4 protein-coding genes are annotated in these 25,892 nt (G+C 73.9%); all 4 read left to right on the forward strand.

The genetic code is table 11. The features are described 5' to 3' along the window. Positions 1-53 precede the first annotated feature (53 nt). The 4 genes from WME89_RS19450 (at position 54) to WME89_RS19465 (ending at position 25,778) form a co-directional block, all read left to right on the forward strand. The gene (locus WME89_RS19450) at positions 54-5,822 is read left to right on the forward strand and encodes a type I polyketide synthase (protein ID WP_438010610.1); all 5,769 of its coding nucleotides are present in this window, start codon (positions 54-56) and stop codon (positions 5,820-5,822) included. Next, positions 5,819-19,180 carry an SDR family NAD(P)-dependent oxidoreductase gene (locus WME89_RS19455; RefSeq protein ID WP_438010611.1) on the forward strand — a complete coding sequence of 4,454 codons (13,362 nt, stop codon included), beginning with the start codon at positions 5,819-5,821 and terminating at the stop codon, positions 19,178-19,180. Before WME89_RS19450 ends, WME89_RS19455 begins: the two co-directional genes overlap by 4 nt. A 32-nt stretch (positions 19,181-19,212) precedes the next feature. Next, on the forward strand, positions 19,213-24,528 hold the full coding sequence (locus WME89_RS19460; protein ID WP_438010612.1) for a type I polyketide synthase: 5,316 nt from the start codon (positions 19,213-19,215) through the stop codon (positions 24,526-24,528). Between the two features lie 104 nt (positions 24,529-24,632). Then, the gene (locus WME89_RS19465; protein ID WP_438010613.1) at positions 24,633-25,778 is read left to right on the forward strand and encodes a hypothetical protein; all 1,146 of its coding nucleotides are present in this window, start codon (positions 24,633-24,635) and stop codon (positions 25,776-25,778) included. The last annotated feature ends 114 nt before the right edge of the window (positions 25,779-25,892 follow it).

Genomic DNA, 25,892 nt, shown 5'->3' on the forward strand with positions numbered 1-25,892 from the left:
AGTGGGTGAGTGATCCGCCGAACCCAGGACGACACCGCGTCGAGGAGCCGACCATGAAGGACGTTCGCGACCGCCTCGACCAGCTGAGCCCCCTGCAGCGGGCGACCCTCGCCCTCAAGGAGATGCGCGCCCGGCTCGACGCGGTCCTGCACGCGCAGAAGGAGCCGATCGCCATCGTCGGGCTCGCGTGCCGCTTCCCCGGCGGGGCCAACAGCCCCGAGGCGTACTGGCGCATCCTGAAGGATGGCGTCGACGCGACCTCGGATGTTCCGCGCGATCGCTGGGACGGCGACGCGCTCTTCGACCCGGATCCCGACGCGCCCGGCAAGATGTACACGCGTCGATCAGGGTTCCTGAAGGGGCACGACGTCGACCGGTTCGACGCCCCGTTCTTCGGGATCTCGCCGATGGAAGCCGCCATGATGGATCCTCAGCAGCGCCTGCTGCTCGAGCTCTCCTGGGAGGCTCTCGAGGACGCGGGGCAGGCCCCCGATCGGCTGGCCGGCAGCCGCACCGGCGTGTTCGTCGGCGTCGCGACCGCCGACTACGCGCAGATCGCCGGACAGGGCGGGCTCTCCGCGCTGGACCCCTATATCGGCACCGGGAACTCGGTCAACACGACGGCGGGGAGGCTGTCGTTCGTCCTCGGGCTGCACGGACCGGCCGTGGCGCTCGACACCGCGTGCTCGTCATCGCTCGTCGCCGCGCACCTCGCTTGTCAGAGCTTGCGCGCGGGCGAGTCGGACATGGCGCTCGTCGGCGCGGTCAACCTGATCCTCACCCCGGCGGTGAACGTGCTCTATTCGCGGATGCGCGCGCTCGCGCCCGACGGGCGGTGCAAGCCGTTCGATGCGTCCGCGGACGGCATGGTGCGCGGCGAGGGCGGCGCGGTCGTGGTGCTCAAGCGCTGCCGCGACGCGCAGCGGCACGGCGATCGCATCCTCGCGGTGATCCGCGGCTCGGCGGTCAACCACGACGGTCGCTCGAGCGGGCTGACGGTCCCGAACGGCGCCGCGCAGCGAGCGGTGCTGCGGGCTGCGCTCGCCAGCGCTGGCGTCGCTCCGGCCGAGGTCCGCTTCATCGAGACGCACGGCACCGGCACGCCGCTCGGCGATCCCATCGAGGTGAACGCGCTCGTCGCGGAGATGGGCGAGGGGCGCGCCGAGGACGCGCCGCTGATGCTCGGCTCCGCGAAGGCCAACATCGGGCACCTGGAGGCGTGCGCCGGCCTGGCAGGGCTCATCAAGGTCGTGCTCGCCCTGCGCCACGGCGAGGTTCCGCCGCAGATCCACTTCCAGAGCTTGAACCCCGAGATCGCGGAGGGCCGCTTCCCGCTCGTCATTCCGACGAACGCGGCCCCGTGGCCCGAAGGCGACGCGGCGCGCATCGCCGGCGTCAGCGCCTTCGGCGTGAGCGGCACCAACGCGCACGTGATCCTCGAGGCGCCGCCCCGCTCGGCCACCGCACCCCTCGGGGACGCTCCCGGTCAGGGAGCCACGCCCGAGATCGCCGGTTCGCCTGCCGCTGCGAAGCCCGTCCCCGGCGACGCGTGGCTCCTCCCCATCTCGGCGAGGAGCGCGGACGCCTTGAGCGACCTGGCGCGGGCCTACCACTTGCTCCTCGCGGACGGGGCCGACCTGCGGCTCGCGGATCTCTGCCACTCCGCGTCCCTCCGGCGCGCGCACCTGGAGCGGCGGCTCGCGGTGGTGGGCGGATCCCGCGAGGAGCTCGCGGAGGCGCTCTCGGCCTTCCTGCAGAAGGAGGTCCATCCGCGCTTCTTCACCGGCAACGTGCAGCTCGGCCGCTCACCTCGGATCGCGTTCGTCTTCTCCGGGCACAGCAGCCACTGGGTCGGCATGGGCCGCGGGCTCCTCGAGCGCGAGCCGGTGTTCCGGGAGGCGCTGCTCGCGTGCGACCGCGCCCTCGCGCCGTATGTCGCGGGGTCGGTCGTCGAGCAGCTCGCCTCCGCGGACGCCGAGGCAGCGTGGGAGCGGCTCGAGATCGTGCAGCCCGTCGTGTTCGCGGTGCAGGTGGCGCTCGCTGCGCTGTGGCGGTCGTGGGGCGTCGAGCCGCAGGCCGTCGTCGGCCACAGCATGGGGGAGATCGCCGCGGCGCACGTCGCGGGCGCGCTGAGCCTCGACGACGCTGCGCGCCTGGTCTGCCGCCGCGGCGAGATCATCGGGCGGGTGCAGGGCAAGGGGGCGATGGTGGTCGTCGCGCTCTCGGCGGAGCAGGCTCGCGCGGCGCTCGCCGGCTTCGAGGACCGGGTCGCCGTGGGCGTCTGCAACGGCCGCGCGTCCACCGTGCTGTCCGGCGATCCGGCGGCGCTGGAGGAGCTCCTTCCGAAGCTCGTGCGCCGCAACATCTTTGCGCGCAAGGTCAAGGGCGCGACCGCGGCCGGCCACAGCCCGCAGATGGACCCGCTGCTGCCGGAGCTCGTGCGCGCGCTTGCCGGCCTCGCGCCGCGCGCGGCGGCCGTGCCCTTCTATTCGACGGTGACCGCCGCGCCGCACGAGCCCGCGGCGCTCGGCCCCGAGTACTGGGCGCGGAACCTCCGGGAGCCGGTGCTGTTCGCGCAGGCGATCCAGCAGATGGGGATCGATGGATACGACGCCTTCATCGAGATCAGCCCGCACCCGCTGCTGCTCAGCGCGATCGAGCAGGTGCTCCGGCCGCAGGGCGGCGAGAGCACGCTCGTACCGTCCACCAGGTCCGACGAGCCGGAGCGGATGACCCTGCGGGCTTCGCTGGGCCGGCTCTACGCCGCGGGCGCTCCGCTGGACTGGTCGCGCCTCGATGCGCCTGGCGGTCGGTTCGTTCCGTTGCCCACCTACCCCTGGAAACGGCAGCGGTACTGGGCGTCGCCCCCGGCGCCCGCGCCCGCACAGGCTCCCGGGGTCCCGGCGCCCTCGCGGTCCGGCGCGTCGCATCCGCTGCTCGATCGGCGCGTCGTTTCGGCCCGCCTCTCCGGCGAGCAGTACTGGGAGCTCGATCTCGATCGGGAGCGGCGCGCGTCCCTGTGCGCGATCCGCCTTCAGGGGATCGCGCTCGTGCCGGCCGCGATCTTCGTGGACATGGTGCTCGGCGCCGCGGCGGCGCTCCTGCCTCCCGGCGGGAGGGTGTTCGAGGATCTCGTCCTCCGCGACGCGCTCCTGCTGGAGGGTGACGCGGACGTGACGTTGCAGCTGATCCTGACGCCCGGGCCCGCGGGCGCGGCGTCGTTCGAGATCTGGAGCCGCGCCTCTCGGCCCGGGAGCGAGCCGAGCGGCGGGATCCTCCGGGCGTCGGGTCGCGTTCGGGCCGCGGAGGCCGACAGGGACCCCACGGGCGAGGGGCCTTCGCTCGAGGCCTTGAAGGCGAGCGCCGGGACGACCTGCGACGGCGCGGCGTGCTACGCCCAGATCCAGGGGCGGGGGCTCGAGGTCGGTCCGGCGATGCGGGCCATCGAGCACGTGTGGCGCGGGGAGGGCGAGGCGCTCGGCCGGCTCCGCCTCCCGGACGCGGCGACCGCGGACCCGGGAGCCTACGGGCTGCATCCAGCGCTGCTGGGTGCGGCGTTCGAGCTGCTCGCGTCCCTCGCGCACGATCCGGAGACGCCGCCGATCGAGGGCGAGGCCCTCCTCCCGACGGGGCTCGAGCGGCTCGTCATCCATGCGGCCGGGCCGTCATCCGGCGCGGCCTCGTGGTGCCACGCTACGGTCCACCCACCGTCGGCGGACGCGGGCTTCTCCGGCGATCTCCGCCTGCTCGACGCCGAGGGCAGGCTCCTGGCCGAGGTCCGAGGCCTCCGCCTGGATGTCCCCGATCGGCAGGCGGCGCGGCGCATCGTCGGGGCGCGCCTCGATCGGTGGCTCCATGAGCTCGCATGGGAGGCGGCTCCGCTGGCGGCGACGGCGGCTCCGGCGCCCGCTCCAGCAGGCCGTTGGCTGATCCTCACGGACGCGAGCGGGCTCGGCGAGGATCTGGCGCGCCTGCTCGCGCGGCGCGGCGAAGGCGCCCTCCTGGTGCGCCCGGCTCCGCGCTTCGCGGCGCCGCCGGAGGGCCCCTGGACCGTCCCGCCCGAGGAGCCGGCGGCGTTCGATCGCCTGCTCGCGGAGGCGCGGGTCTCAGTCCCCCTGCGCGGCATCGTGCACCTGTGGAGCCTCGACGCGACCTCGCCTGCGCAGGCGAGCATCGCGTCCCTCGCGGCGGACGAGGCGAAGGGCACCACGGCGGTGCTCCACCTCGTGCAGGCCCTCGCGCGCTCGAACCAGCCGTCGCCCCTGTGGCTCGTGACGCGCAACGCTCAGCCGGTGCCGCGCGGCTCCGAGGATCTCGCGCTCGCCCAGGCGCCGCTGTGGGGGCTCGGGAAGGTGATTGCCCTCGAGCACCCCGAGCTGTGGGGCCGCGCGATCGATCTCGATCCCAGGGCGAGCAGCGACGAGGCACGGGGCCTGCTCGGCGCGATCGACGCCCGCGACAACGAGGACTTCGTGGCCCTCCGCGGCGGCGAGCGCTACGTGGCCCGCCTGGTCCGGAGCGACGGGCCCAGGATGCCCGCGCAGCCGCTCGCGCTCCGGGCCGACGCCGCTTATCTCGTCACCGGTGGGCTCGGCGGGGCAGGCCTCCAGGTGGCCCGATGGCTCGTGGATCGGGGCGCCCGGCACGTCGTCGTCCTGGGCCGGCGGGGGCTTCCGCCGCGCGAGCTCTGGGACACGCTCGCGCCCGGCAGCGACGCGCGGCAGAAGGTGGAGCTCGTGCGATCGCTCGAGGCGCGCGGCGCGACCGTGCGCGCCCTGTCCGCGGACGTGGGCGATCCTGCCGACATGGCCGAGGCGCTCCTTTCGGTGCGCGCCGCCGGCCTGCCGCTGCGCGGCGTCCTCCATGCCGCGGGGGTGACGTCGAACACGTCGCTCCTGGAGACGGACGTCAAGATCCTCCGGTCCGTGCTCCACGCCAAGGTCTCTGGCACGTGGATCCTGCACGAGCTGACGCGCGATCTGCCGCTCGATTTCTTCGTCTGCTTCTCCTCGCCGGCCGCGGTCTGGGGCGCGGCGAGGCTCGGCGCGTACGCCGCGGCCAACCACTTCATGGACGTCTTCGCGCACTACCGCAGCGCGCTCGGCCTACCGGGGCAGAGCGTCAACTGGGGCGGCCTGGGCGGCGGCGGCATGCTCACCGCCGACGTGCGGCGCTTCGCGGCGCAGATGGGCTTCGGCGTCATGCCGCCGGCGCACGCGCTCGAGGCGCTCGACGCGGTGATCCAGGGCGGCCCGGCGCAGCGCACGGTCGCGCCGGTCGACTGGCGCACCTTCAAGGCGATCTTCGAGGCCCGGCGGCGCCGGCCGCTGCTCGATCGGATCGAGATCCCGGCGGAGCCGAGCGCGGGGAGCGGCGAGGCGAAGGGCGCGTTTCGCAGGCGCCTCGACGAGGCCGAGCCAGCCGATCGGCGGAAGCTCCTCACGGCGCACGTCCGCGAAACGGTGGCGTCGATCCTCGGGATGGAAGACCCGCTCGCGCTCGATATGGACCAGGGATTCTTTCAGATGGGCATGGATTCGATGATGAGCGTTCGATTGCGCAACCGGCTGGAGGTAAGTCTCGGCAGCTCGCTGCCGCCCACGCTCGCGTTCGAGCATCCGACGGTGGACGCCATGACCGGCTTCCTCGCGCGCGAGGTCCTCGCCATCGCTGCGCAGCCCGAGCCGCTCGCGCACGCTCCGTCGCCTCCCGGGGCACGGGCGCGCGCCGAGGACGCGTCGCTCGATCGGCTCTCCGAGGACGAGCTGGAGGCGCTCTTGGCCGCGGAGCTCGGCGGCGCGCCGCAGGACGCCGCACCGTGAGCGCCGACGCTGATCGTTCGCCCGTCCTCAAGCGGGCCCTGCTGGAGCTGCGCGACCTCCGCGCACGGCTCTCTGCCGCGGAGTCGGCCCGCAGCGAGCCGATCGCCATTGTCGGCATCGGCTGCCGGTTCCCCGGGGGCGCCGACACGAAGGAGGCCCTCTGGCAGATCGTCCGCGACGGCGTGGACGCGACCCGGGAGGTGCCCGAGGACCGATGGGACGCGGCCGCGTTCTACGACCCGGACCCCGACGCGCCGGGCAAGATGTACACGGCCCGTGGCGGCTTCCTCGATCAGGTCGACGGCTTCGATGCGCGCTTCTTCGGCGTGTCGCCGCGCGAGGCGCAGAGCCTCGACCCGCAGCATCGCCTGCTCCTCGAGGTGAGCTGGGAGGCGCTCGAGGACGCCGCCATCGCGCCCGATCGCCTCGCGCACAGCCGCACCGGCGTCTTCGTGGGGATCTCCTCGAGCGACTACGCCCATGTCGTCGGGGCGAGCGCGTCGCTCTCCGGTCTCGACGCCTACTTCGGCCCCGGCACGGCGCTCAACTTCGCGCCGGGCAGGCTCTCCTATCTCCTCGGGCTCCAGGGGCCCAGCGTCGCCGTCGACACCGCGTGCTCCTCCTCGCTGGTCGCTGTCCACCTGGCCTGCCAGAGCCTGCGCAGCCGGGAGACCGACCTCGCGCTCGCGTCCGGCGTGAGCCTCATCCTGACGCCTGCCGCGCACATCGTGCTGTGCAAGACGCGGGTGCTCTCCCCCGAGGGCCGCTGCAAGACCTTCGATGCCTCGGCAGACGGCTACGCGCGGGGCGAGGGCTGCGGCGTCGTCGTGCTCCGCCGCCTGTCCGACGCGGTCTCGGCGGGTGATCGCATCCTCGCCGTCATCCGCGGCTCGGCGGTGAACCAGGACGGCCCGAGCAGCGGCCTCACGGTCCCGAACGGGTCGGCGCAGCAGATGCTCGTGCGCGAAGCGCTCGCGAACGCCGGCGTGGAGCCGCACCACGTCGACTACGTCGAGGCGCACGGCACGGGGACGCCCCTCGGCGATCCGATCGAGGTGCGCGCGCTCGCGGCTGCCCTCGGGGCCGGGCGTGAGCCCGAGCGCCCGCTCCTCCTCGGCTCGGTGAAGACCAACATCGGCCACCTCGAGGCAGGCGCGGGGATCGCGGGGCTCATCAAGGTGGCCCTCTCGCTTCATCACGGGGAAATCCCGCCGCACCTGCATTTCAAGACGCCGAACCCGTACATCGAGTGGGACCGGCTGCCGGTGCGCGTGGCGGCGACGAGGATCCCCTGGCCGTCGGTCGACGGCCGTCGCATCGCGGGGGTGAGCTCGTTCGGGGCGAGCGGCACGAACGCCCACGTCGTCCTCGGCGGTGCGCCCGCGGCGCAGGCGGCTGCCGCCTCGGCGCCCGAGCGACCCGTCGAGATCCTCTGCGTCTCGGCGCGGAGCGAAGAGGCGCTGCGCGTGCTCGCCGATCGTTACGAGCGTCACCTCGGATCCCACCCGGAGGAGCGGCTAGCGGACGTGGGCTTCACGGCGCGCGCGGGGCGAGCGCACTTCGCGCATCGGCTCTCGGTGGTCGCGTCGTCGCGCGAGCAGCTCTCCGCGCGGCTCGGCGCGTTCGCGCGGGGCGAGCGGGCGGAGCAGACGCAGCACGGCCGCGTGGAGCGAAAGGAGGCGCCGCAGGTGGCGTTCCTGTTCACGGGCCAGGGGTCGCAGTACGTGGGGATGGGGCGGGAGCTGTTCGCGAGCGAGCCAGTGTTCCGGCGTGCGATGGAGGAGTGCGACGCGCTGTTGCGTGGTCAGCTGGAGAGGCCGCTGCTCGAGGTGCTGTACGCGGCGGAGGGTCAGGCGAGCCCGCTGGACGAGACGGAGTACACGCAGCCAGCGCTGTTCGCGGTGGGCTATGCGCTGAGCGCGCAGTGGAAGGCGTGGGGTATCGAGCCGTTTGCGGTGCTGGGGCACAGCGTGGGCGAGTACGTGGCGGCGTGCGTGGCGGGGGTGTTCGGGCTGTCGGAGGGACTAGGGCTGATCGCGACGCGAGGGCGGCTGATGCAGGCGCTGCCGAAGCAGGGGGCGATGGCGGCGCTGTTCGCGGACGAGGCGACGGTGGCGGAGGCGGTGGAGCCGTACGCGGCGGAGGTGTCGATCGCGGCGGTGAACGGGCCGTCGGAGACGGTGGTGTCCGGTGCGCGTGGTGCGGTGACTGCGGTGGTGGAGGCGCTGGGGGCGCGCGGGGTCAAGAGCCGGTGGCTGAACGTATCGCACGCGTTCCACTCGCCGCTGATGGCGCCGATGGTGGAGGCGTTCGAGCGTGCGGCGTCGAAGGTGAAGCTCGGATTGCCGCAGCGGAAGCTCATCGCGAACGTGACGGGGAGAGCGGCGCGGGAGGAGGTGACGCAGGCGTCGTACTGGGCGAGCCATGTGCGCGCGCCGGTGCGGTTCCTGGAGGGGATACGGGCGCTGCACGAGGCGGGTGCGGAAGCGTTCGTGGAGGTGGGGCCGAGCCCTGTGCTCTCGGCGATGGGGCGGCGGTGCGTGCCGGAGGGTGCGGGGGTGTGGCTGCCGTCGCTGCGGCCGAAGCGCTCGGATTGCGCGCAGATGCTGGAGAGCCTGGGGGCGCTGTACGTGCGAGGCGCGAAGGTGGACTTCGCGGGCTTCGACCGCGACCGAGCGGGCCGAAAGCTCGTGCTCCCGACCTATCCCTTCCAGCGCGAGCGGCACTGGGTAGAGGCCGGGCTGACGCAGGGACGGGGAGAGGAGACCGCGGTCGGCCCATCGCTCGTGGGGGCGCCTGCGACGCTGCTCGGGCAGCGCCTCGTGTCGCCTGCGATCCGGGACGTGATCTTCGAATCGCAGCTCGCCTCCGAGATGCTCCCGGTGCTGCGCGATCATCGCATCTACGGCCGCGTGGTCGTGTCGGGCGTCGTTCACCTCTCGCTGGTCGCTGCTGCTGCCGTCGCTGCGTTCGGCCCCACGGTCGGCATCGAGTACGAGGATGTTTCGTTCTCGCAGCCGCTCATCCTGCCCGAGTCCGGCGCCCGTACGGTCCAGACGATCCTCACGCCCGGCGAGCCCGGCGTCGCGTCCTTCCAGCTCGTCAGCCTCGCGCCGGAGGCCTCCGGCGCGGACCGCTGGACGCTTCACACCACCGGCCGCGTGCGCGTCTCGGCCACAGCTCCGCCCCGCCCGCAGGCTCGCTCGATCGAGGCGCTCAAGGCGCGCTGCAGCGAGGAGCGCGACGGCGCCGATTATTACGCGCGCATGTGGCGCCGGGACGAGCACTACGTCGGCGCGAGCTTCCAGGTCATCGAGCGGATCTGGCGCAGGGACGGCGAGGCCGTCGCGCGGCTCGCGCTCCCTTCGGAGGACGTCGTGCGCCCGCGCGGCGTCGTGATCGATCGCGACGCCGTGATGAGCATGTGCATGGACGAAGTCTACGGCCAGGTGCTGATGGCTGCGGTCCCTGGCTACGAGGAGCTCGTGCGCGAGTCCGGGCAGACGTTCATCGGGCAGCGCGTGGATCGCTGCCAGGACTACGCTTCCGCCTCGCACCACGCCGTCTATGCCCACGCCGTCCTGCGCCCGTCCGAAGGCGAGGATCTCTGCGGGGACGTGTACCTCCTCGACGAGGGCGGCGAGGTCCTGGCCATGGTCGAGGGCATGCACCTCCGTCGAATCGGGCGGACGCAGCTCAAGCAGGCGATCGAGCGCAGCGCCCGCCGCGCTCGGCGAGGCGCGGTGTCGCTGGACGAGCTCCGCGCCCAGAGCCCGGGCGAGGTGCATCGCCGACTGGACGACTACCTGCGCGGGCAAGTGGCCGACGTCCTCTCCGTCCCGGTGTCCGCCGTCTCCTCGCTCGACTCGCCGCGCGATCTCGGGCTGGACTCGCTGATGGCCGTCGAGCTCCGGAGCGGCGTGCGGGCCGATCTCGGGGTGGCGTTGCCGCTCGCTGACCTCTCGCAGGGGGCGACCCTCACGCAGCTCACCGCGTGGCTCGTGAAGGAGCTCGGCGCCGAGCGCCCGCCCCCGTCCGTCGAGCTGGCGCCGTCCGCGGGACCCGAGGGCGCGGTGCCTTCCCCCCCTGGGAGCTCGGTGGCAGCGCCTCCGCCCGCTCCCGCCGCCATGCATCGCGCCCCGGCGCCCGATCGCGGCGATCGCTGGATCCGCCGCTTTGCGACCGGCGCCGCCGGAAAGCCGCGGCTTCGCCTCTTCTGCTTCCCGCACGGCGGCGGCAGCGCGTCGGCCTACAGCGCCTGGCCGCGGAGCCTTCCGCCGGACATCGAGGTGTGCGCCGTCCAGCTGCCCGGGCGCCAGGAGCGGCTCGCGGAGCCGCCGATCACGCAGATCGCGCCGCTCGTCGAGGCGGTGGCCACGGCGATCGAGCCGTACCTGGACGGCCCCTACGCCCTCTTCGGCGCGAGCAAGGGGGCGCTCGTCGCCTTCGAGCTCGCGCGCGAGCTGCGCCGCCGCGGCGCCCCCGCGCCGGAGCACCTGCTCGTCGCGGCATACCCGGCGCCCCACCTGCCGAACCCGCTCCGCGCGAGGGCGGACAGGGTCGCCTCGCTGCGGGCCGAGGACCCCTCGGCGATCGACGCGCTGCGCCGCTTCGGGCTCGTCCCCGAGGCGCTGCTCGATCCCGACGTGCTCCGGCTCGCGCTGCCGGCGCTGCGCGCCGATGCCGAGGTGATCCTTGGCTACGAGCACCAGGAGGAGCCGCCGCTGAGGATCCCTCTTTCGGTGTTCGGCGGGAGCGAGGACGTCGACATCCCTCGCGACGATCTCCTCGGCTGGGCGCGCCACACCGACGGCGCCTTCGAGCTCCTGGTGCTGCCCGGGCCCCACCTCTTCTTCCAGACCGGAGCGACGCGGCTGCTCCGAGCGGTCGCGCGGTCGCTGTCCGGAGCACCGAGCGCAGCGCTCCCACCGAGCGCGCCGCAGGCCGTGACGGCCGACGAACCGATCGCGATCGTCGGGCTCTCGTGCCGGTTGCCTGGGGGCGCGGGCGATCCCGAGGCGTACTGGCGGCTCTTGCGGGACGGGGTGGACGCGATCCGCGAGGTGCCGGAGGGGCGCTGGGGGCCCTGGGCCTTTGCGGGCCTCCGCTCCGGAGAGCCCTGGGAAGCGGCGGTTCGTCGCGGCGGATTCGTGGACGGGATCGAGCAGTTCGACGCGCGGCGGTTCGGCATCTCCGACGCCGAGGCGGAGCAGATGGACCCGCTGCAGCGGCTGGTGCTGGACCTCTGCTGGGAGGCGCTGGCGCACGCCGGGCAGGCGCCGCTCGAGCCGGCCGGGCGCGCGGGCGGCGTGTTCGTCGGGGCGTGCGGCGGAGAGTACGCGCAGCTGCAGGCGCAGCACGGCGCGGCGATCGACGCCTTCCGGCTGACGGGCGAGAGCGCGAGCCTGCTCGCCGGCCGCGTCTCGCACGTGCTCGGGTGGCGCGGGCCGAGCCTGGTCGTGGACACGGCGTTCTCGTCGTCGCTCATGGCCGTGCACCTCGCGAGCGAGAGCCTGCGGAGGCGCGAGTGCGACGTGGCGCTCGCGTGCGGGGCGCACTGGATCTTGAGCCCGCTCGGGAGCGTGAAGCTCTGGAAGATGGGGGTGCTCTCGCCCGACGCGCGCTGCCGCACGTTCGACGTCGAGGCGAACGGGTTCGTGCGGGGCGAGGGCGGCGGCGCGCTCGTGCTCAAGCGGCTGTCGGACGCGCAGCGCGACGGGGACCGCATCTGGGCGCTGCTCCGGGGCGGGGCTTCGACCCACGACGGCCGTACGGAGGGGCTGCTCGCGCCGAGCCCCGAGGCGCAGGAGGCGATGCTGCGGGCGGCGTGGGCGCGCGCGGGCGTGACCCCGGAGCAGATCGGCTACATCGAGGCGCACGGGACGGGCACGAGGGCGGGCGATCGCGCCGAGGCGCGGGCGATCGGGCGCGCGCTGGGCGATGGGCCGGGCGTCCGGTGCGCGGTCGGATCGGTGAAGACCAACCTCGGGCACCTCGAGGCCGCGGCCGGGATGGCAGGCCTGATCAAGGTCGTGCTCTCGCTCGCCCACGAGGAGATCCCCCCGCACCTGCACCTCAGGCAGCTCAACCCGAGCCTCTCGCTGGAAGGCGGGAGGATCGACGTGCCGACGGCGCGGCGGCCGTGGCCGCGCGGCAGGCAGCGGCGCATCGCGGGCGTGAGCGCCTTCGGGATGAGCGGGACCAACGTGCACGTCGTCGTCGAGGAGGGGCCTCCCCCGGCGCGCGCGGCGGTCTCGACGGCGGGCGCGCCGCTCCCCGGCGGGCCGGCAGAGAGCGGCGCGTCGCAGGCGCTCGTGCGGAAGCGGTACCCGGTCATCGTCAACCAGCGCGGCGCGACGGACGGGGCCCTCGCCGAGCGAGGCCCGGAGCTGACCGGGGGCGCGACGCGGGAGCCCGCGCTTCGAGCGCTGCTGCGCGGGACGGCGGCGATCGAGCGGCGCCGCGCGCTCCTCGAAGAGGTCGCCGCGTGCGTCGCGCGCCTGGTCCCGGCGCAGGGCGCGCTGGATCCCGCGCGGCCGCTGCGTGATCTCGGGCTCGACTCGCTCGGCGCGGTGGAGCTGCGCGGCCTGCTCGACCAGCGATCGGGCCTCACGAGCTCGGACACGCTGCTCTTCAGCTATCCGTCGATCGAGGCGCTCGCTGGCTACCTCGACACGGCGCTCCAGGAGGACCTCGCTCGGCGCGACGACGGCGTGGTCTCGAGCCCCGCGCCGCCCCCGCGGCCCTCAAGCGCGGCCGCGCCGCTCGGACATGCCGAGGAGCCGATCGCCATCGTCGGGCTCGCGTGCCGGTTCCCCGGCGGAGCGGACGATCCGGGGACGTTCTGGGAGCTCCTCCGCGAGGGGCGGGACGCGGTGACCGAGATCCCCGCGGGCCGCTGGGACGTCGAGGCCTTCTACGACCCGGACCCGGACGTACCCGGCAGGATGTATACGCGGAGCGGCGCGTTCCTGCGCGACGTCGATCGGTTCGACGCGGGCTTCTTCGGGATCTCGCCGCGCGAGGCCGAGGAGATGGACCCACAGCAGCGCGTGCTGCTGGAGGTGTGCTGGGAGGCGCTCGAGCGGGCAGGGCAGCCTCACGACCACCTGCAAGGTCGGTCGGTCGGCGTGTTCGTCGGCGTGTACCGCAACGACTACGGCTGGGTGAGGGAGGCCCGGCTGGGAACGGACGGCATCACGACCTACAGCGGGACGGGGGATCTGCTGAGCGTGGGTCCCGGGCGCGTCGCGTACGCGCTCGGGCTGCAGGGGCCGAGCATGGTGGTGGACACCGCCTGCTCGTCGTCGCTCGTGGCGGTGCACCTCGCCTGCCAGAGCCTGCGCTCGGGGGAGAGCGAGATGGCGCTGGCGGCCGGGGTCAACCTCATCCTCTCGCCCGAGGGGCACATCGAGCTCTCGCAGATGCGCGCTCTGTCGCCGGACGGCCGCTGCAAGACGTTCGACGCGCGCGCGGACGGCTACGGCCGCGGCGAGGGCTGCGGCGTGCTGGTGCTGAAGCGGCTCGCGGATGCCCGTCGAGACGGCGACGAGATCTGGGCGCTCATCCTGGGCTCGGCGGTCAACCAGGACGGCCGGAGCAACGGGCTCACCGCGCCGAACGGGCTCGCGCAGCAAGGCATGCTGCGCAAGGCGCTCGCGAGCGCGGGCATCCGGGCGGAGCAAGTCGACTACATCGAGGCGCACGGGACGGGCACGTCGCTCGGCGACCCCATCGAGGTGGAGGCGATCAAGGAGGTCTTCGGCGCGCCGCGGCCGGACGGGTCGCGGTGCGTCCTCGGCTCGGCCAAGGCGAACATCGGGCACCTCGAGTCGGCCGCGGGCGTCGCGGGGCTCATCAAGGTCGTGCTCTCGATGCGGCACGAGACGGTGCCCGGGCAGGCTCACTTCGAGCAGCTGAGCTCGCGGTTGTCGCTCGAGGGCACGCCGCTCGTGATCCCGCGGCGGCCGCTCCCGTGGCGGCGCGGCGCCCGGCGGCGCGTCGCCGGGGTCAGCTCGTTCGGCATCAGCGGCACCAACGCGCACGTCGTGCTCGCGGAGGCACAGGAGGCGGAGCCGCCTCCGGAGGCAGCGGCCTCGGGGCCCCTCGTGCTCCCCCTCTCGGCCCGCAGCGCCGGCGCGCTCGCGGCGCTCGCCCGTGCCTACAAGGACCTGCTGTCCTCCGGAGACGCGCCGCCCGTGGCTGCCGTGTGCAGGACGGCGAGCGTCCGCCGCAGCCACGAGCCGCACCGGCTCGCGGCGGTCTTCGCCACGCGCGCGGAGCTCGTCGAGCAGCTCGACGCCTTCCTGACGGAGCGCCCCGGCGTAGCGTCGGGCGTCGTCGAGGAGAGGCCGCCCCGGCTCGTGCTCGTCTTTCCGGGGCAGGGCTCGCAGTGGGTGGGCATGGGGCGCGCGCTGCTCCAGGCCGAGCCCGTGTTCCGCGCGGCGATCGAGGCCTGCGATCGAGCGATGCGCCCGCACGTCGACTGGTCGCTGACGGCTCAGATCGACGCGGACGAGGTGTCTTCGCGGCTCGGCGAGATCGACGTCGTGCAGCCTGTGCTCTGGGCCATCGAGGTGGCCCTCGCGGCGCTGTGGCGGTCCTGGGGCATCGAGCCCGACGCGGTGCTCGGGCACAGCATGGGCGAGGTGGCCGCGGCGCACGTCGCCGGCATCCTGAGCCTCGAGGACGCGGCCCGGATCATCTGCCGGCGCAGCCGCCTCATGCGCCGTGTGAGCGGGCGCGGCGCCATGGCGCTGGTCGAGCTCGCGATGGCCGAGGCTGAGCTCTCGCTCGTCGGGTACGAGCAGCGGCTCTCGATCGCGGCGAGCAACGGTCCCCGGTCGACGGTGCTGTCGGGCGACGCGCAGGCGCTCGACGAGGTGCTCGCGCGGCTCGAGGGGCGCGGGGTCTTCTGCCGGCGCATCAAGGTCGACGTCGCGTCGCACAGCCCGGAGGTGGAGGGGTTGCTCGACGAGCTCGTGGGGGAGCTGGCGGGGATCCGGCCGCAGCGAGCGCGCGTGCCGATGCTCTCGACCGTGACGGGGCGGTATGTCGAGGGGCCAGAGCTCGACGCGCGTTACTGGGCGCGAAACCTGCGGGAGCCAGTGCGGTTCGCCGCGGGCGTGGCGGCGCTGAGCGCGGAGGGGCCCGCGGCGTTCGTCGAGGCGAGCCCGCACCCCGTGCTGCTGCCGTCGATCGAGGACGGGCTGGCGGCGTGGTCGCGCCGGGGCGCTTGCCTGCCCTCGTCGAGGCGCGACGAGGACGAGCGGCCCGTCCTCCGGGCCTCGCTCGCCGCGCTCTATGTGCTCGGCGCGGGGGTCGCGTGGAAGCAGCTCTACCCTGGGGATCACCCGCCGGTCGCGCTGCCTTCGTACCCTTGGCAGCGCGAGCGCTTCTGGCTCGACGCGCCGCCCGGCGGGCCTCCGCGATCGCGCGCCCGCGGCGCCGCGCTGCTCGGTGAGCGCCGCGATCTCTCCGCGGATCCGGCGGTGCACACCTGGGAGGTCGAGCTCTCGGTCGCGCGCGTGCCGTACCTGGCCGATCACCGCGTCGCCGCGACGATCGTGCTGCCGGCCACCGCCTATGCGGAGATGGCGCTCGCCGCCGCGCGCGCGGTCCTCGGCCCCGGTCCGCACGCCGTGGAGGCGATGCTCCTGGAGCACGCGATGGCGCTGCCAGACACGGAGGCGCGGCTCGGGCAGGTCGTGCAGACGGTGCTGCGCGTCGATCACGCCGACCGGGCGACCTTCGAGATCTTCAGCAGGTCTGGAGCTGCCGCCGGCGCCGATCGGCGCGACGCCGGGTCGCCCTGGACGCGGCACGCTCGAGGCGCCGTGCGCGCGGCCGCCGGCGCGGGGGAGCGGCCGCCGATCGACCGGGCCGCGATCGAGGCGCGGTGCACCCGCGTCCTCTCGCGGGAGCAGCACTACGCCCACATGGCGGCGATGAGCCTGGGCTACGGCCCCCGCTTCCAGGGCGTCGTCGAGGTCCGCTGCGGCCTCCGCGAGGGCCTGGCCCGGGTGCGCCTGCCCGACCGGCTCGCGACGACCGGACACGTGGTTCATCCGGCCCTCCTCGACGCATGCTTCCAGGCTGCGCTCTCCGTCGCGACCTCTGGCCTGGGCGGCTCCGCCTGCATGCTGCCCGTCGGCGTGGAGCGGCTCCGCGTGGGCGAGCGGATCGAGACCGACCTCGCATGCCACATCGTCCTGCGCGATCGTGACGCCGGCGCCGTGGCGGACCGCGCGATCGCGGACGTTCGGCTGATCGACGCCGGCGGCCGCGAGGTCGCCGAGGTGCTCGGCCTGTCGTTTCAGCGCGTGGAGCTCGGGCAAACCGAGCCCACGAGCGCCTGGTACTACGAGGTCGCGTGGAGGCTCGCGCATGCGGACGCCGCGGAGCGAGCGCCCGCCGAGCGACCCTTCGCCGTCCTCGTCCTCGCGGACCGGGCGGGCGTCGGCGAGGCGCTCCTCGGGCGCCTCACGGGCGCCGGCGCCGCCTGCGTGCTGGTCCGGCGGGGGCCGCGCTACCGCAGGATCGCGGCCCGCGAGCTCGAGGTCGGGCTGGAGGACGCGGACGGGATCGCGACGATGCTCCGGGAGGCCGCCGCCGAGCTGGGGCGGCCTGCGCCGGACGCCATCGTCCACCTCTTCTCGCTCGACGCGGTCCCGGCCGAAGCCGCCACGGCCGACGCGCTGAGCGCCGCCTGCGCGCTCACGTGCGGCAGCGCGCTCGGGCTCGCGCAGGCGATCGCGCAGGCCGGCTACCGCGACGCCCCCCGCCTCTGGCTGGTCACGCGCGGCGCGCAGCCCGTGGAAGGGGAGGGGGCGGCGTGCGCGGTGGCGCAGGCGCCGCTCTGGGGCTTCGGGCGGACGCTCATGCACGAGCACCCCGAGCTGCGCTGCTCGCTCGTCGATCTCGATCCGCTCGCGGAGGGCGGCGACCTCGACGCGCTCGCGCGCGAGCTCAGGGCTGACGGCGCGGACGACCAGGTAGCCTTCCGCAGCGGAGGTCGCCATGTCGCTCGGCTCGTGCGCGCGGATCGACGCGCGGAGGCGCCGCCGCGCGCGCGCGCGGGCGACCGTGCGTTCCGCCTGGAGACCGATCGGCCGGGCATGCTCGATGGGCTCGTGCTGCGGGCGCGCCCGCGCCGCGCGCCGAGCGCGGACGAGGTCGAGATCGAGGTCGTGGCGGCAGGCCTCAACTTCCGCGATGTCCTGCTCGCGCTGGGGGCGCTCCCCGACCCGGGCACGGACGCCTCGGGGCCGCCGCTTGGCCGGGAGTGCGCCGGTCGCGTCGTCGCGGTCGGCGCCGGGGTCCAGGACCTGCGCGTGGGGGACGAGGTGATCGCGCTCGCGTCCCGCTGCTTCGGCACGCACACCGTCGCCCCGCGCCGGCTCGTGCTCCCCAGGCCTCCCTCGATGAGCGCCGAGGACGCCGCCTCCATCCCCCTCGCGTTCCTGACCGCCTTTCACGCCCTGCACCACGTCGCGCGGCTGCGGCGGGGCGAGCGCGTGCTCATCCACGCCGCGGCGGGCGGCGTGGGGATGGCGGCCGTGCAGATCGCGGCGCGCGCCGGGGCGGAGATCTTCGCCACGGCCGGCTCGGAGGAGAAGCGGAGCGCCCTCGCTGCGATGGGTGTCCAGCACGTCATGAGCTCCCGCGATCTCGCCTTCGCCGACGAGATCAAGGAGCGCACCGGGGGGCAGGGCGTGGACGTCGTCCTGAACTCGCTGGCCGGCGACTTCATCCCGAGGAGCCTCGAGCTCCTCCGGGACTACGGGCGCTTCATCGAGATCGGCATGCGCGACTACGAGGCCGATCGGCGGATCGGGCTCCGGCCCTTTCTGCGCAAGCTGACCTTCGCGCTCGTCGATCTCCGCGGGATGGTCGTCGAGCGGCCCGACGACATGCGCGCGCTCTTCGAGGAGGTCATGGCGCTCTTCGAGGCCGGCGAGCTCAAGCCGCTCCCGCGCCGCGTCCTGCCGATCGCGGACGCGAGCCAGGCCTTCGCGCTCATGGCGCGCGCCGAGCACATGGGCAAGGTCATCCTCTCGCTCGACGGCGCAGAGGACGCGCCGATCGCCCCTGCCCGCAGCGAGGAGCCGCGCATCACGAGGGACGCCACGTACCTCATCACGGGCGGCCTCGGAGGCATCGGCCTGCGCCTCGCGGCGTGGCTCGTGGCGAGGGGGGCTCGCCACCTCGTCCTCCTCGGCCGGAGCGCCGCCTCGGAGCGGGCCGAGGAGGCGATCGCCCCGCTCCGCGCGGCGGGGGCCGACGTGCGCGTCGCCCGCGCCGACGTCGCCGTCCGGGCCGAGCTCGACGCGGTGCTCGACGACATCGATCGCTCGATGCCAGAGCTCCGGGGCGTCATCCACGCCGCGGGGCTCCTCGACGACGGCGCGATCGCTCGGCTCCGCTACGAGCGCGCGGAGCGCGTGATGGCGCCGAAGGTCCTCGGCGCGTGGAACCTGCACGAGCTCACGCGGGCCCGGCCGCTGGATCTCTTCGTGCTCTGCTCTTCGGCCACCTCGCTGCTCGGCTCGCCGGGGCAGGCGAGCTACACCGCGGCCAACGCGTTCCTCGACGCGCTCGCGCACCACCGGCGCGCGCTCGGGCTGCCGGCGGCGGCGATCAACTGGGGCACCTGGAGGGAGGTCGGCCTCGCCGCGGCCCAGGAGAACCGGGGCGAGCGGCTCGCCTCACGCGGCCTCGAGGGGCTCGCGCCCGACGAGGGCGTCGAGACCTTCGCGCGGCTCCTCTCGCAGGGCGCCACCCAGCGCGCGGCCATGCGCTTTCACCCGCGCCGCTGGCAGGAGTTCCACCTCGCCGCGGCGCGCTCGCCCTTCCTCGCGGAGCTCGCGGACGACCTGGCCGGTCAGGCGGACCCGCGGGGCGCCGCGGGATCCATCCGATCGCAGATCGCCTCCGCGCCTCCGGGAGAGCGCCGGGCCGCGCTGGAGGCGCACCTCAGGGATCAGGTCGCTCGGGTGCTGCGCTGCGAGCCGTCACGCGTGGGCGCGGGCACCCCGCTCCAGCAGGCCGGGCTCGACTCGCTCACGGCGATGGAGCTCAGGAACCGGCTCGAAGCGAGCCTCGGCGTCTCGCTGACCGCCACGCTGATCTGGCGGCACCCGACCGTGGCCGACCTCGCGGAGTACCTCGCCTCCGCGATGGACATCCCGCTCGGCGCCGCCGCCGAGCCCGCGCTCCCGCCCGTCCCCGAGGCGCCCCCGGCGGCGGCCGCGTTGACCGACGACGGCGCGCAGAAGATCGCGAAGGTGCTGCGCGCGCTCAAGAAGCTCTCGGCGAGCCGCCGAGGCCCTTCGGAAGAGGGCGGAACGGACCGGTAGGTAGCCGCATGAAAGAAGAATTGACCGAAGCCATGCAGGCGGTTTCCGAGCTCGTCGCGGAGCTCTCGCCCGACGAGCGCGCGGTGCTCTCGTCGCTGCTCGCACCTCGGCCGGAGCCGATCGCCATCGTGGGCATCGGGTGCCGCCTCCCCGGGGGCGCGGGCGACCCGGCGTCCTTCTGGCGCCTGCTCGCCGAGCGGGGCGATGCGGTCCGCGAGATCCCGGCCGATCGCTGGGACGTCGATGCCTTCTACGACCCCGACCCGGACGCTCCCGGCAAGATGTACACGCGCTACGGCGCGTTCCTCGACCGCGTCGACGGGTTCGACCCCCACTTCTTCGAGATCACGCCGCGCGAGGCCGCGCGCATGGACCCGCAGCAGCGGCTCTTGCTCGAGGTCGTGTGGGAGGCGCTGGAGGACGCGGGGCAGCCTCCGGACGGGATGCGCAGGAGCCGGACGGGCGTCTTCGTCGGCGGCAGCTGGCGCGACTACGAGCTCTTGCACACGCGGGGCGGGGGCCTCGCCCAGGTCGACCCCCACACGCTGACGGGCGATCTCGCGAGCGTCCTTGCGGGCCGCGTCTCGTACACGCTCGGGCTCGAGGGCCCCAGCATGATGGTGGACACGGCATGCTCCTCCTCGCTCGTCGCGATCCACCTCGCGTGCGAGAGCCTGCGGAGCGACAGGTGCAACCTCGCGCTCGCGGGCGGCGCGAGCCTCATCCTTGCGCCCGACGGCTTCGTGAAGCTCTCGAAGATGCGGGCGCTCTCGCCCGACGGCCGCTGCCGGACGTTCGACGTCCGCGCGAGCGGGTTCGCGCGCGGCGAGGGGGTCGGCGTGCTCGTCCTCAAGCGCCTCTCCGACGCGCGGCGCGCGGGAGATCGCATCTGGGCCGTCATCCGCGGCTCGGCGGTCAACCACGACGGCCGCAGCGCGGGTCTGAGCGCGCCGAGCAGCCTCGCCCAGCGCGGCGTGATCCGTGCGGCGCTCGAGGCCGCCGGCGTCTCGCCCTCCGAGGTCGGGTACATCGAGGCGCACGGCACGGGCACCCCGCTCGGCGATCCGATCGAGATGGAGGTGCTCAAGGACATCTTCGGAGACCCGCGCCCGGATGGATCGGTCTGCGCGGTCGGCTCCGTCAAGACGAACATTGGCCACATCGAGGCCGCCGCGGGCGTCGCGGGCGTCATCAAGGCGGTCCTCGCGCTCCGGCACGGCGTCATCCCCGCCCACCTGCACTGGACGCAGCTCAACCCGCGCATCTCGCTGGAGGGCACGCCGCTCGTCATCCCGGTCGAGGCGCGGTCCTGGCCGCGCGGCGGCGCGGAGCGCATCGCGGGGGTCAGCTCGTTCGGCATCAGCGGCACGAACGCGCATGTCGTCCTGGCCGAGGCGCCCGAGCCCGAGCGAAGGCCCGAGGGCCAGCGCCATGGCCACCACGTCATCACGCTGTCGGCGAAGACGGAGACCGCGCTCGGGGAGCTCGCGGTCCGCTACGCGGCGGCGCTCTCGGCCGACGCCTCGATCGAGCTCCCGGACGTGGCCTTCACGGCGAACCTCGGCCGGGCGCGGCACGCGTTCCGCGCCGCGCTCGTCGCCGGCTCGACGGCGGAGGCCGCGCCGCTCCTGGCGGCGTTCTCCCGGGGGGATCGGCCGACGGGCGTCCTTTCTGGCGAGGCGACCGCGCGCCCCAAGGTGGCGTTCGTGCTCTCCGGCCGCGCCGGTGACCGGGCCGGCTTCGGTCGGCACCTCTACGAGACGGAGCCGGCCTTCCGCGAGGCGCTCGACCGCTGCGACCAGCTCTTCCGGCCGTTGCTCGACGGCTCGGTGCTCCGCGCCTTGCTCCCTCCTGCGGGCGCCCCGTCGGCGTTCCCGGCGGGCAGGTACGAGCGACCTGCGGTGTTCGCGCTCGAAGTGGCCCTCTGCGCGCTCTGGCGCGCCTTTGGCGTCGAGCCGGACCTCGTGATGGGGTGCGGCGTCGGCGAGGTCACCGCGGCCTATGTGGCCGGAGCGCTGTCGCTCGAGCAGGCCGCCGCGCTCGCGGCTGGCCGCGAGCCGCCGATCGACGCGCGCCCACCGGCGCGCATCGGGATCGTGTCGTGCTCGATCGGTCGGTTGATGAGGCCCGACGAAGTGCCGGATCGCGCCACATGGGCTCGCACCACGGAGCTCGAGGTCGGCGTGCAGGCGCTTCACGCCGAGGGCTGCGGGATCTTCGTGGCGCTCGGTCCGGCCAGCGGCCTGCCTCCGGCCGCCCCCGCGGTCTGGATCCCCTCGATCGCGGCCCCTGGGGACGAGGTGGTGCCTCTGCTCCACGGTCTCGCGGCGCTCAGCGTACGGGGCGTCCAGGTGGACTGGGCGAAGCTCCACGAGCGCCGCCCTGGCCGGCGCATCAGCCTGCCGACGTACCCGTTCCAGCGCGAGTCCTTGTGGCTGCCGGTGCGCCGGCCCTCCGGGGGAGATGCGCGGCGGCTCCTGCCGCGAGCGGCCGCAGAAGCGGGGGATCCGCTCCTCGGCGGGCGCGTCGCCTCGCCCATGTCCGCGCTCCAGTTCGAGGCCCGCGTGGCCGCTTCCTCGATGCCCTTGCTGAGGATGGAGTCGCGCTCCGGGTTGAAGGAACCCACGGAGTCCCGCCCCACGTCGATGCATCCGCTGCCCGAGGAGCCCATGCTCGTTCCCGTGGCGATCCACCTCGGGCGGCTCCTGGCTGCGTCGACGCAGGCGCTCGGGTGCGAGGAGGCCCTGCTCGAGGACCTCGCGTTCCCCGAGCCGATGCTCCTGCGCCGGCGTGACGATGAGCGCATCAGCCATCTCACCCTCGTACCGGAGCCGACAGGGGCGCTCTTTTCCGTGTCGATCGCCAGCATCCCGGCCGACAGCCCGCCCGACCGCGCCCGCTGGACGACGCACGCGACGGGGAAGCTCCGCGACGTCGAGGCGGGACCGGCTCCGGCCGCCGTGAGGCCCGAGGCGATCGGCGGGGGCGCCACAGCGGTCGTGGACCGAGACGGCTTCTATGCCCGCCTCGAAGCGAGCGGCCATCGACCCCTCGGGGCAGCCCGCTGGGTGGAGCGCGCCGCCCTGGGACCTGACGGCGTGAGCGCGGAGATAGCGATCCCTGACGGCAAGGACGGCAAGGAGGGCGTGGCCGTCCCGCTCTCCGTCGCTCTCCTGCACGCCGCCCTGGAGGTCGTCCTGGCGGCGGCGCTGGCCCATCCGGCCCCCGAGGGCGCGCTGCCCGTGCCTCTTTCGCTCTCCCGGCTTCGTTACGCGGGAGCGCGCCGAGGGGAGGGCCCATGGACCTGCGATGCGCGTGCGGTCCCGGGCGCCCCGGGTGATCCGTTCACCGTCGCATGGACGCTGCGCGACAGCGCTGGCCGAGCCGTCGTCGATGCGGTGGGGCTCGCGATCGGCTGGCGCTCGCGATCTGACCTCCTGGGGAAGCTCGCCGCACGCCAGGCCGAGCTGCTGTACGAGCTTTCGTGGCGCCCGAAGCCGCAGGCGCCGGACCGCTCCGCGCGGGCTCCTGCTCGCTGGATCCTCCTCGCGGGCGGCTCTGAGCTCGGCCAGGGCCTCGCGGCGCGCCTCGAGCAGCAGGGCGGAGCGCCGATCCTCGTGCGAGCCGAGGCCGGCGGTGATCGCGACGCGCCTCTCGCCGAGGTTCTTCGCCTGCTTGAAGGGGATGGGGGGCCTTCTGGCGTGCCGGTCGCCGGCATCGTCGATCTTCGAGCGGCGGACGAAGCGCCCCGGGGCGTGCAGCGCGCGTCCGGTGACCACGCCGATCTGCGCCTTTGCGACAGCGTGCTGCGGCTCGCGCGCGCTCTCGCAGACCGAAAGGGCCGCGCCGGGATGGGCGCGCCGCCGCGGCTGTGGCTCGCGACCCGGGGCGCGCAGGCGGTGCAGGTGCATGAAGGGGACGGCGGACGCCGATCCCCGACCCACGTGGAAGGGGACGGCGGACGCCGATCCCCGACCCAGGTGGAAGGGGACGGCGAACGCCGATCCCCGACCCAGGTGGACGACGCGCGCGGCTTCGCAGGGGCTCCGCTCTGGGGGCTTGGCCGTGTGCTCGCCGCCGAGCACCCGGACCTCTCGGGTGGGCTCATCGACCTCGATCCGGCGAGGCCGCCTGCGGAGGAATCCATGCTTGCCGAGCACCTGCTCGGGGCAGACGTCGAGCCGGAGATCGCCTTCCGCGGCGGGGCCCGTTACCTGCCGCGCGTGGGCCGCTGCCCGGGCCTCGCCGGTGCCGGCGAGCCCACCGCGCTGCGCACCGGAGCGACCTACCTGATCACCGGCGGCCTGGGCGCTCTCGGGCTCGGCTGGGCGAGGTGGATGGTGGGCCGCGGCGCCCGTCACGTCGTCCTCGTGGGCCGGCGTTCGCCGGGCCTCGAGGCGCAGGCTGCGCTCTCGGGGCTGCGCGCAAAAGGCGCGCGCGTCCACGTGGTGCAGGCGGACGTCGCGCAGCGGGACGACGTTGCTGCCCTGTTCCGGCGCATCGATGCGATGCCGCCGCTCGCCGGCATTGTCCACGCGGCCGGCGTGACCGAGGACGCCGTCCTGACCAACACCGATGCGGCGTCGTTCGACCGCGTCCTCGCGCCCAAGGTGCGTGGCAGCGAGAACCTCTGGGCGGAGGCGCGTGGCCGCGATCTCGACTTCTTCGTCTTTTTCTCGTCGGTGTCGGCCTTGCTCGGCAACCCCGGGCAGGCCGCCTATGCCGCCGCGAATGCCTTTCAGGACGCCTTCGCGGCTCATCTTCGCGCGCAGGGCGCCCCGGCGCTCAGCATCGCCTGGGGGCCGTTCGCGGGAGCCGGCATGGCGCACGACGTCCTCGACGCGCTTGGCAGGCGATGGGGTCTCTCGGGCCTTGCGCCCGACGAGGCTCTCACCCTCTTCGAGCACATGCTGCGATGGAATCGCGCCCACATCATCGCGATGGACCTGGATCCCGTGCGGCTCTCGAAGCGCGCCGCCGGAGCGGCCCTGCCCGTCCTCTTCGCCGGCATCGCCGCCCCTGCGGAGCTGTCGGAGGCCGAGAGCCCGCACGGGGAGAACGATCTCGCGCGGCGTATCCTCCGGAGCTCTCCGGACAAGCGCATGGGCATGTTGATTCACGAGGTCACCGCCGTCGTGCAGAGCATCATGGGGCTTGATCAAAGCTTGTCCCTGAACCCAGATCAGCGCCTGGACGAGCTCGGGATGGACTCGATGCTCGCGATCGAGGTGGTGCAGGGGCTCAGTCAGGCGTTCGGCATGACGCTGCCGGTGACGATGGCGATGGATCACCCGACCGTCTCTGCGATGGCCAGTTACCTCGAGCGTGAGCTCGGCGTTCTGCCGTAGTGGTCGCGGGCTGGGGCGCTTTACACAGGAGAGGTCTCGGCATATGTCAGGACGCGGCCTCTCTTTTCGATGGAAGTTCGACGGAGGTTTCTTTGCCGCACAGCGTGAGGGCTTGGTTCCTTTATCCGGGTACGGGGACAGACATCGGAAAGCTCGCGGAGCTAGTCCAGGAGGATTTCGAGCTCCGCGACATCTCCAGCGCTGAGATCCTGGCAGAGCCGCTGTTCGGGTGCTGGGAGGGCAACATGAACCATGCGCTCTCTCGCAAGCCCGTCGACATCTGCAAGCAGCGCGGCGAGCCCCGGGTGATCATCGGAAACACCGGCGTGGTCCGCGTGCTCGAGGTCGGCTCGGGCGTCCAGGGGCTCAAGCCTGGTGATATCGGCTTCATTTTCTGCGCCTCGGTGGTCGACGCGTGGGGCTACCCCGAGAAGGCGATGGCGTACGACGCGCCGGGCACCATGGGCTGCCTCGCGACGAAGATGATCCTGCGGCCGCACGAGCTCATGCGCATCCCGGACGACACCCGTCATTCGTTGCCTCGGTGGGCGGCGTTCTCGGGGCGTTACGTGACGGCGTGGTCGAACTGGGTGCAGGCCCATGGCTCGTTCCGTCTCCAGGTCCCGCGCGAGGAGCTCCCGGCGCCGCATGTCTGGGGGTGGGGCGGGGGCACGACGCTCGCGGAGCTGGATCTCGCGCGGCGGCACGGGTGCAACACCGTGATGCTCTCCGGCAACGACAGGCGTCTCGAGCTCATCCGCAAGACGGGCGTGACGGCCCTTGATCGCCGGCAGTTTGGGGAGCTCAGCTACGATGAGCGCCGGTTCGTGACCGACGCGGGCTACCGCCGATCGTACCTCGAGGCCGAGGGCAGGTTCCTGGAGGAGGTGGAGCGGCGCACGGCCGGGATGAAGGTGCAGATCTTCGTCGACTACATCGGCACGCCGGTCTTCCGTGCGACGCTGAAGGCGCTCGGGCGCCAGGGGGTGGTCACCAGCGCTGGGTGGAAGGAGGGGATGGTCCTCTCCATGCTTCGCGCGTCGGAGTGCATCGGGCGGCACCAGCACGTCAACACGCACTACGCGCGCTACCCCCAGGGCGTGGAGGCGGTCGCGTACGCCGAGGCCGAGGGCTGGATGCCCGAGGTCGACGAGCGAATCTACGGCTTCGACGAGATCCCCGAGCTCGCCCGGCGGTTCTCTGAGGGCGACGTCGGCTTCTTCCCGGTATTTTCCATCAATGCGCCTTGAACGACTCTGCCGGATCTCCGGCGAGAGCGCCTCGATGACCAGCTCGCCCGTGCGCTCATGCTCCGCAAGGCGGTGCTGGCCCCCTGGGGACAGGATGGGACCGCCGCACTCCGG

Origin of the sequence: Sorangium sp. So ce321, assembly GCF_051530195.1 — a bacterium.
Lineage (GTDB): Bacteria > Myxococcota_A > Polyangia > Polyangiales > Polyangiaceae > Sorangium.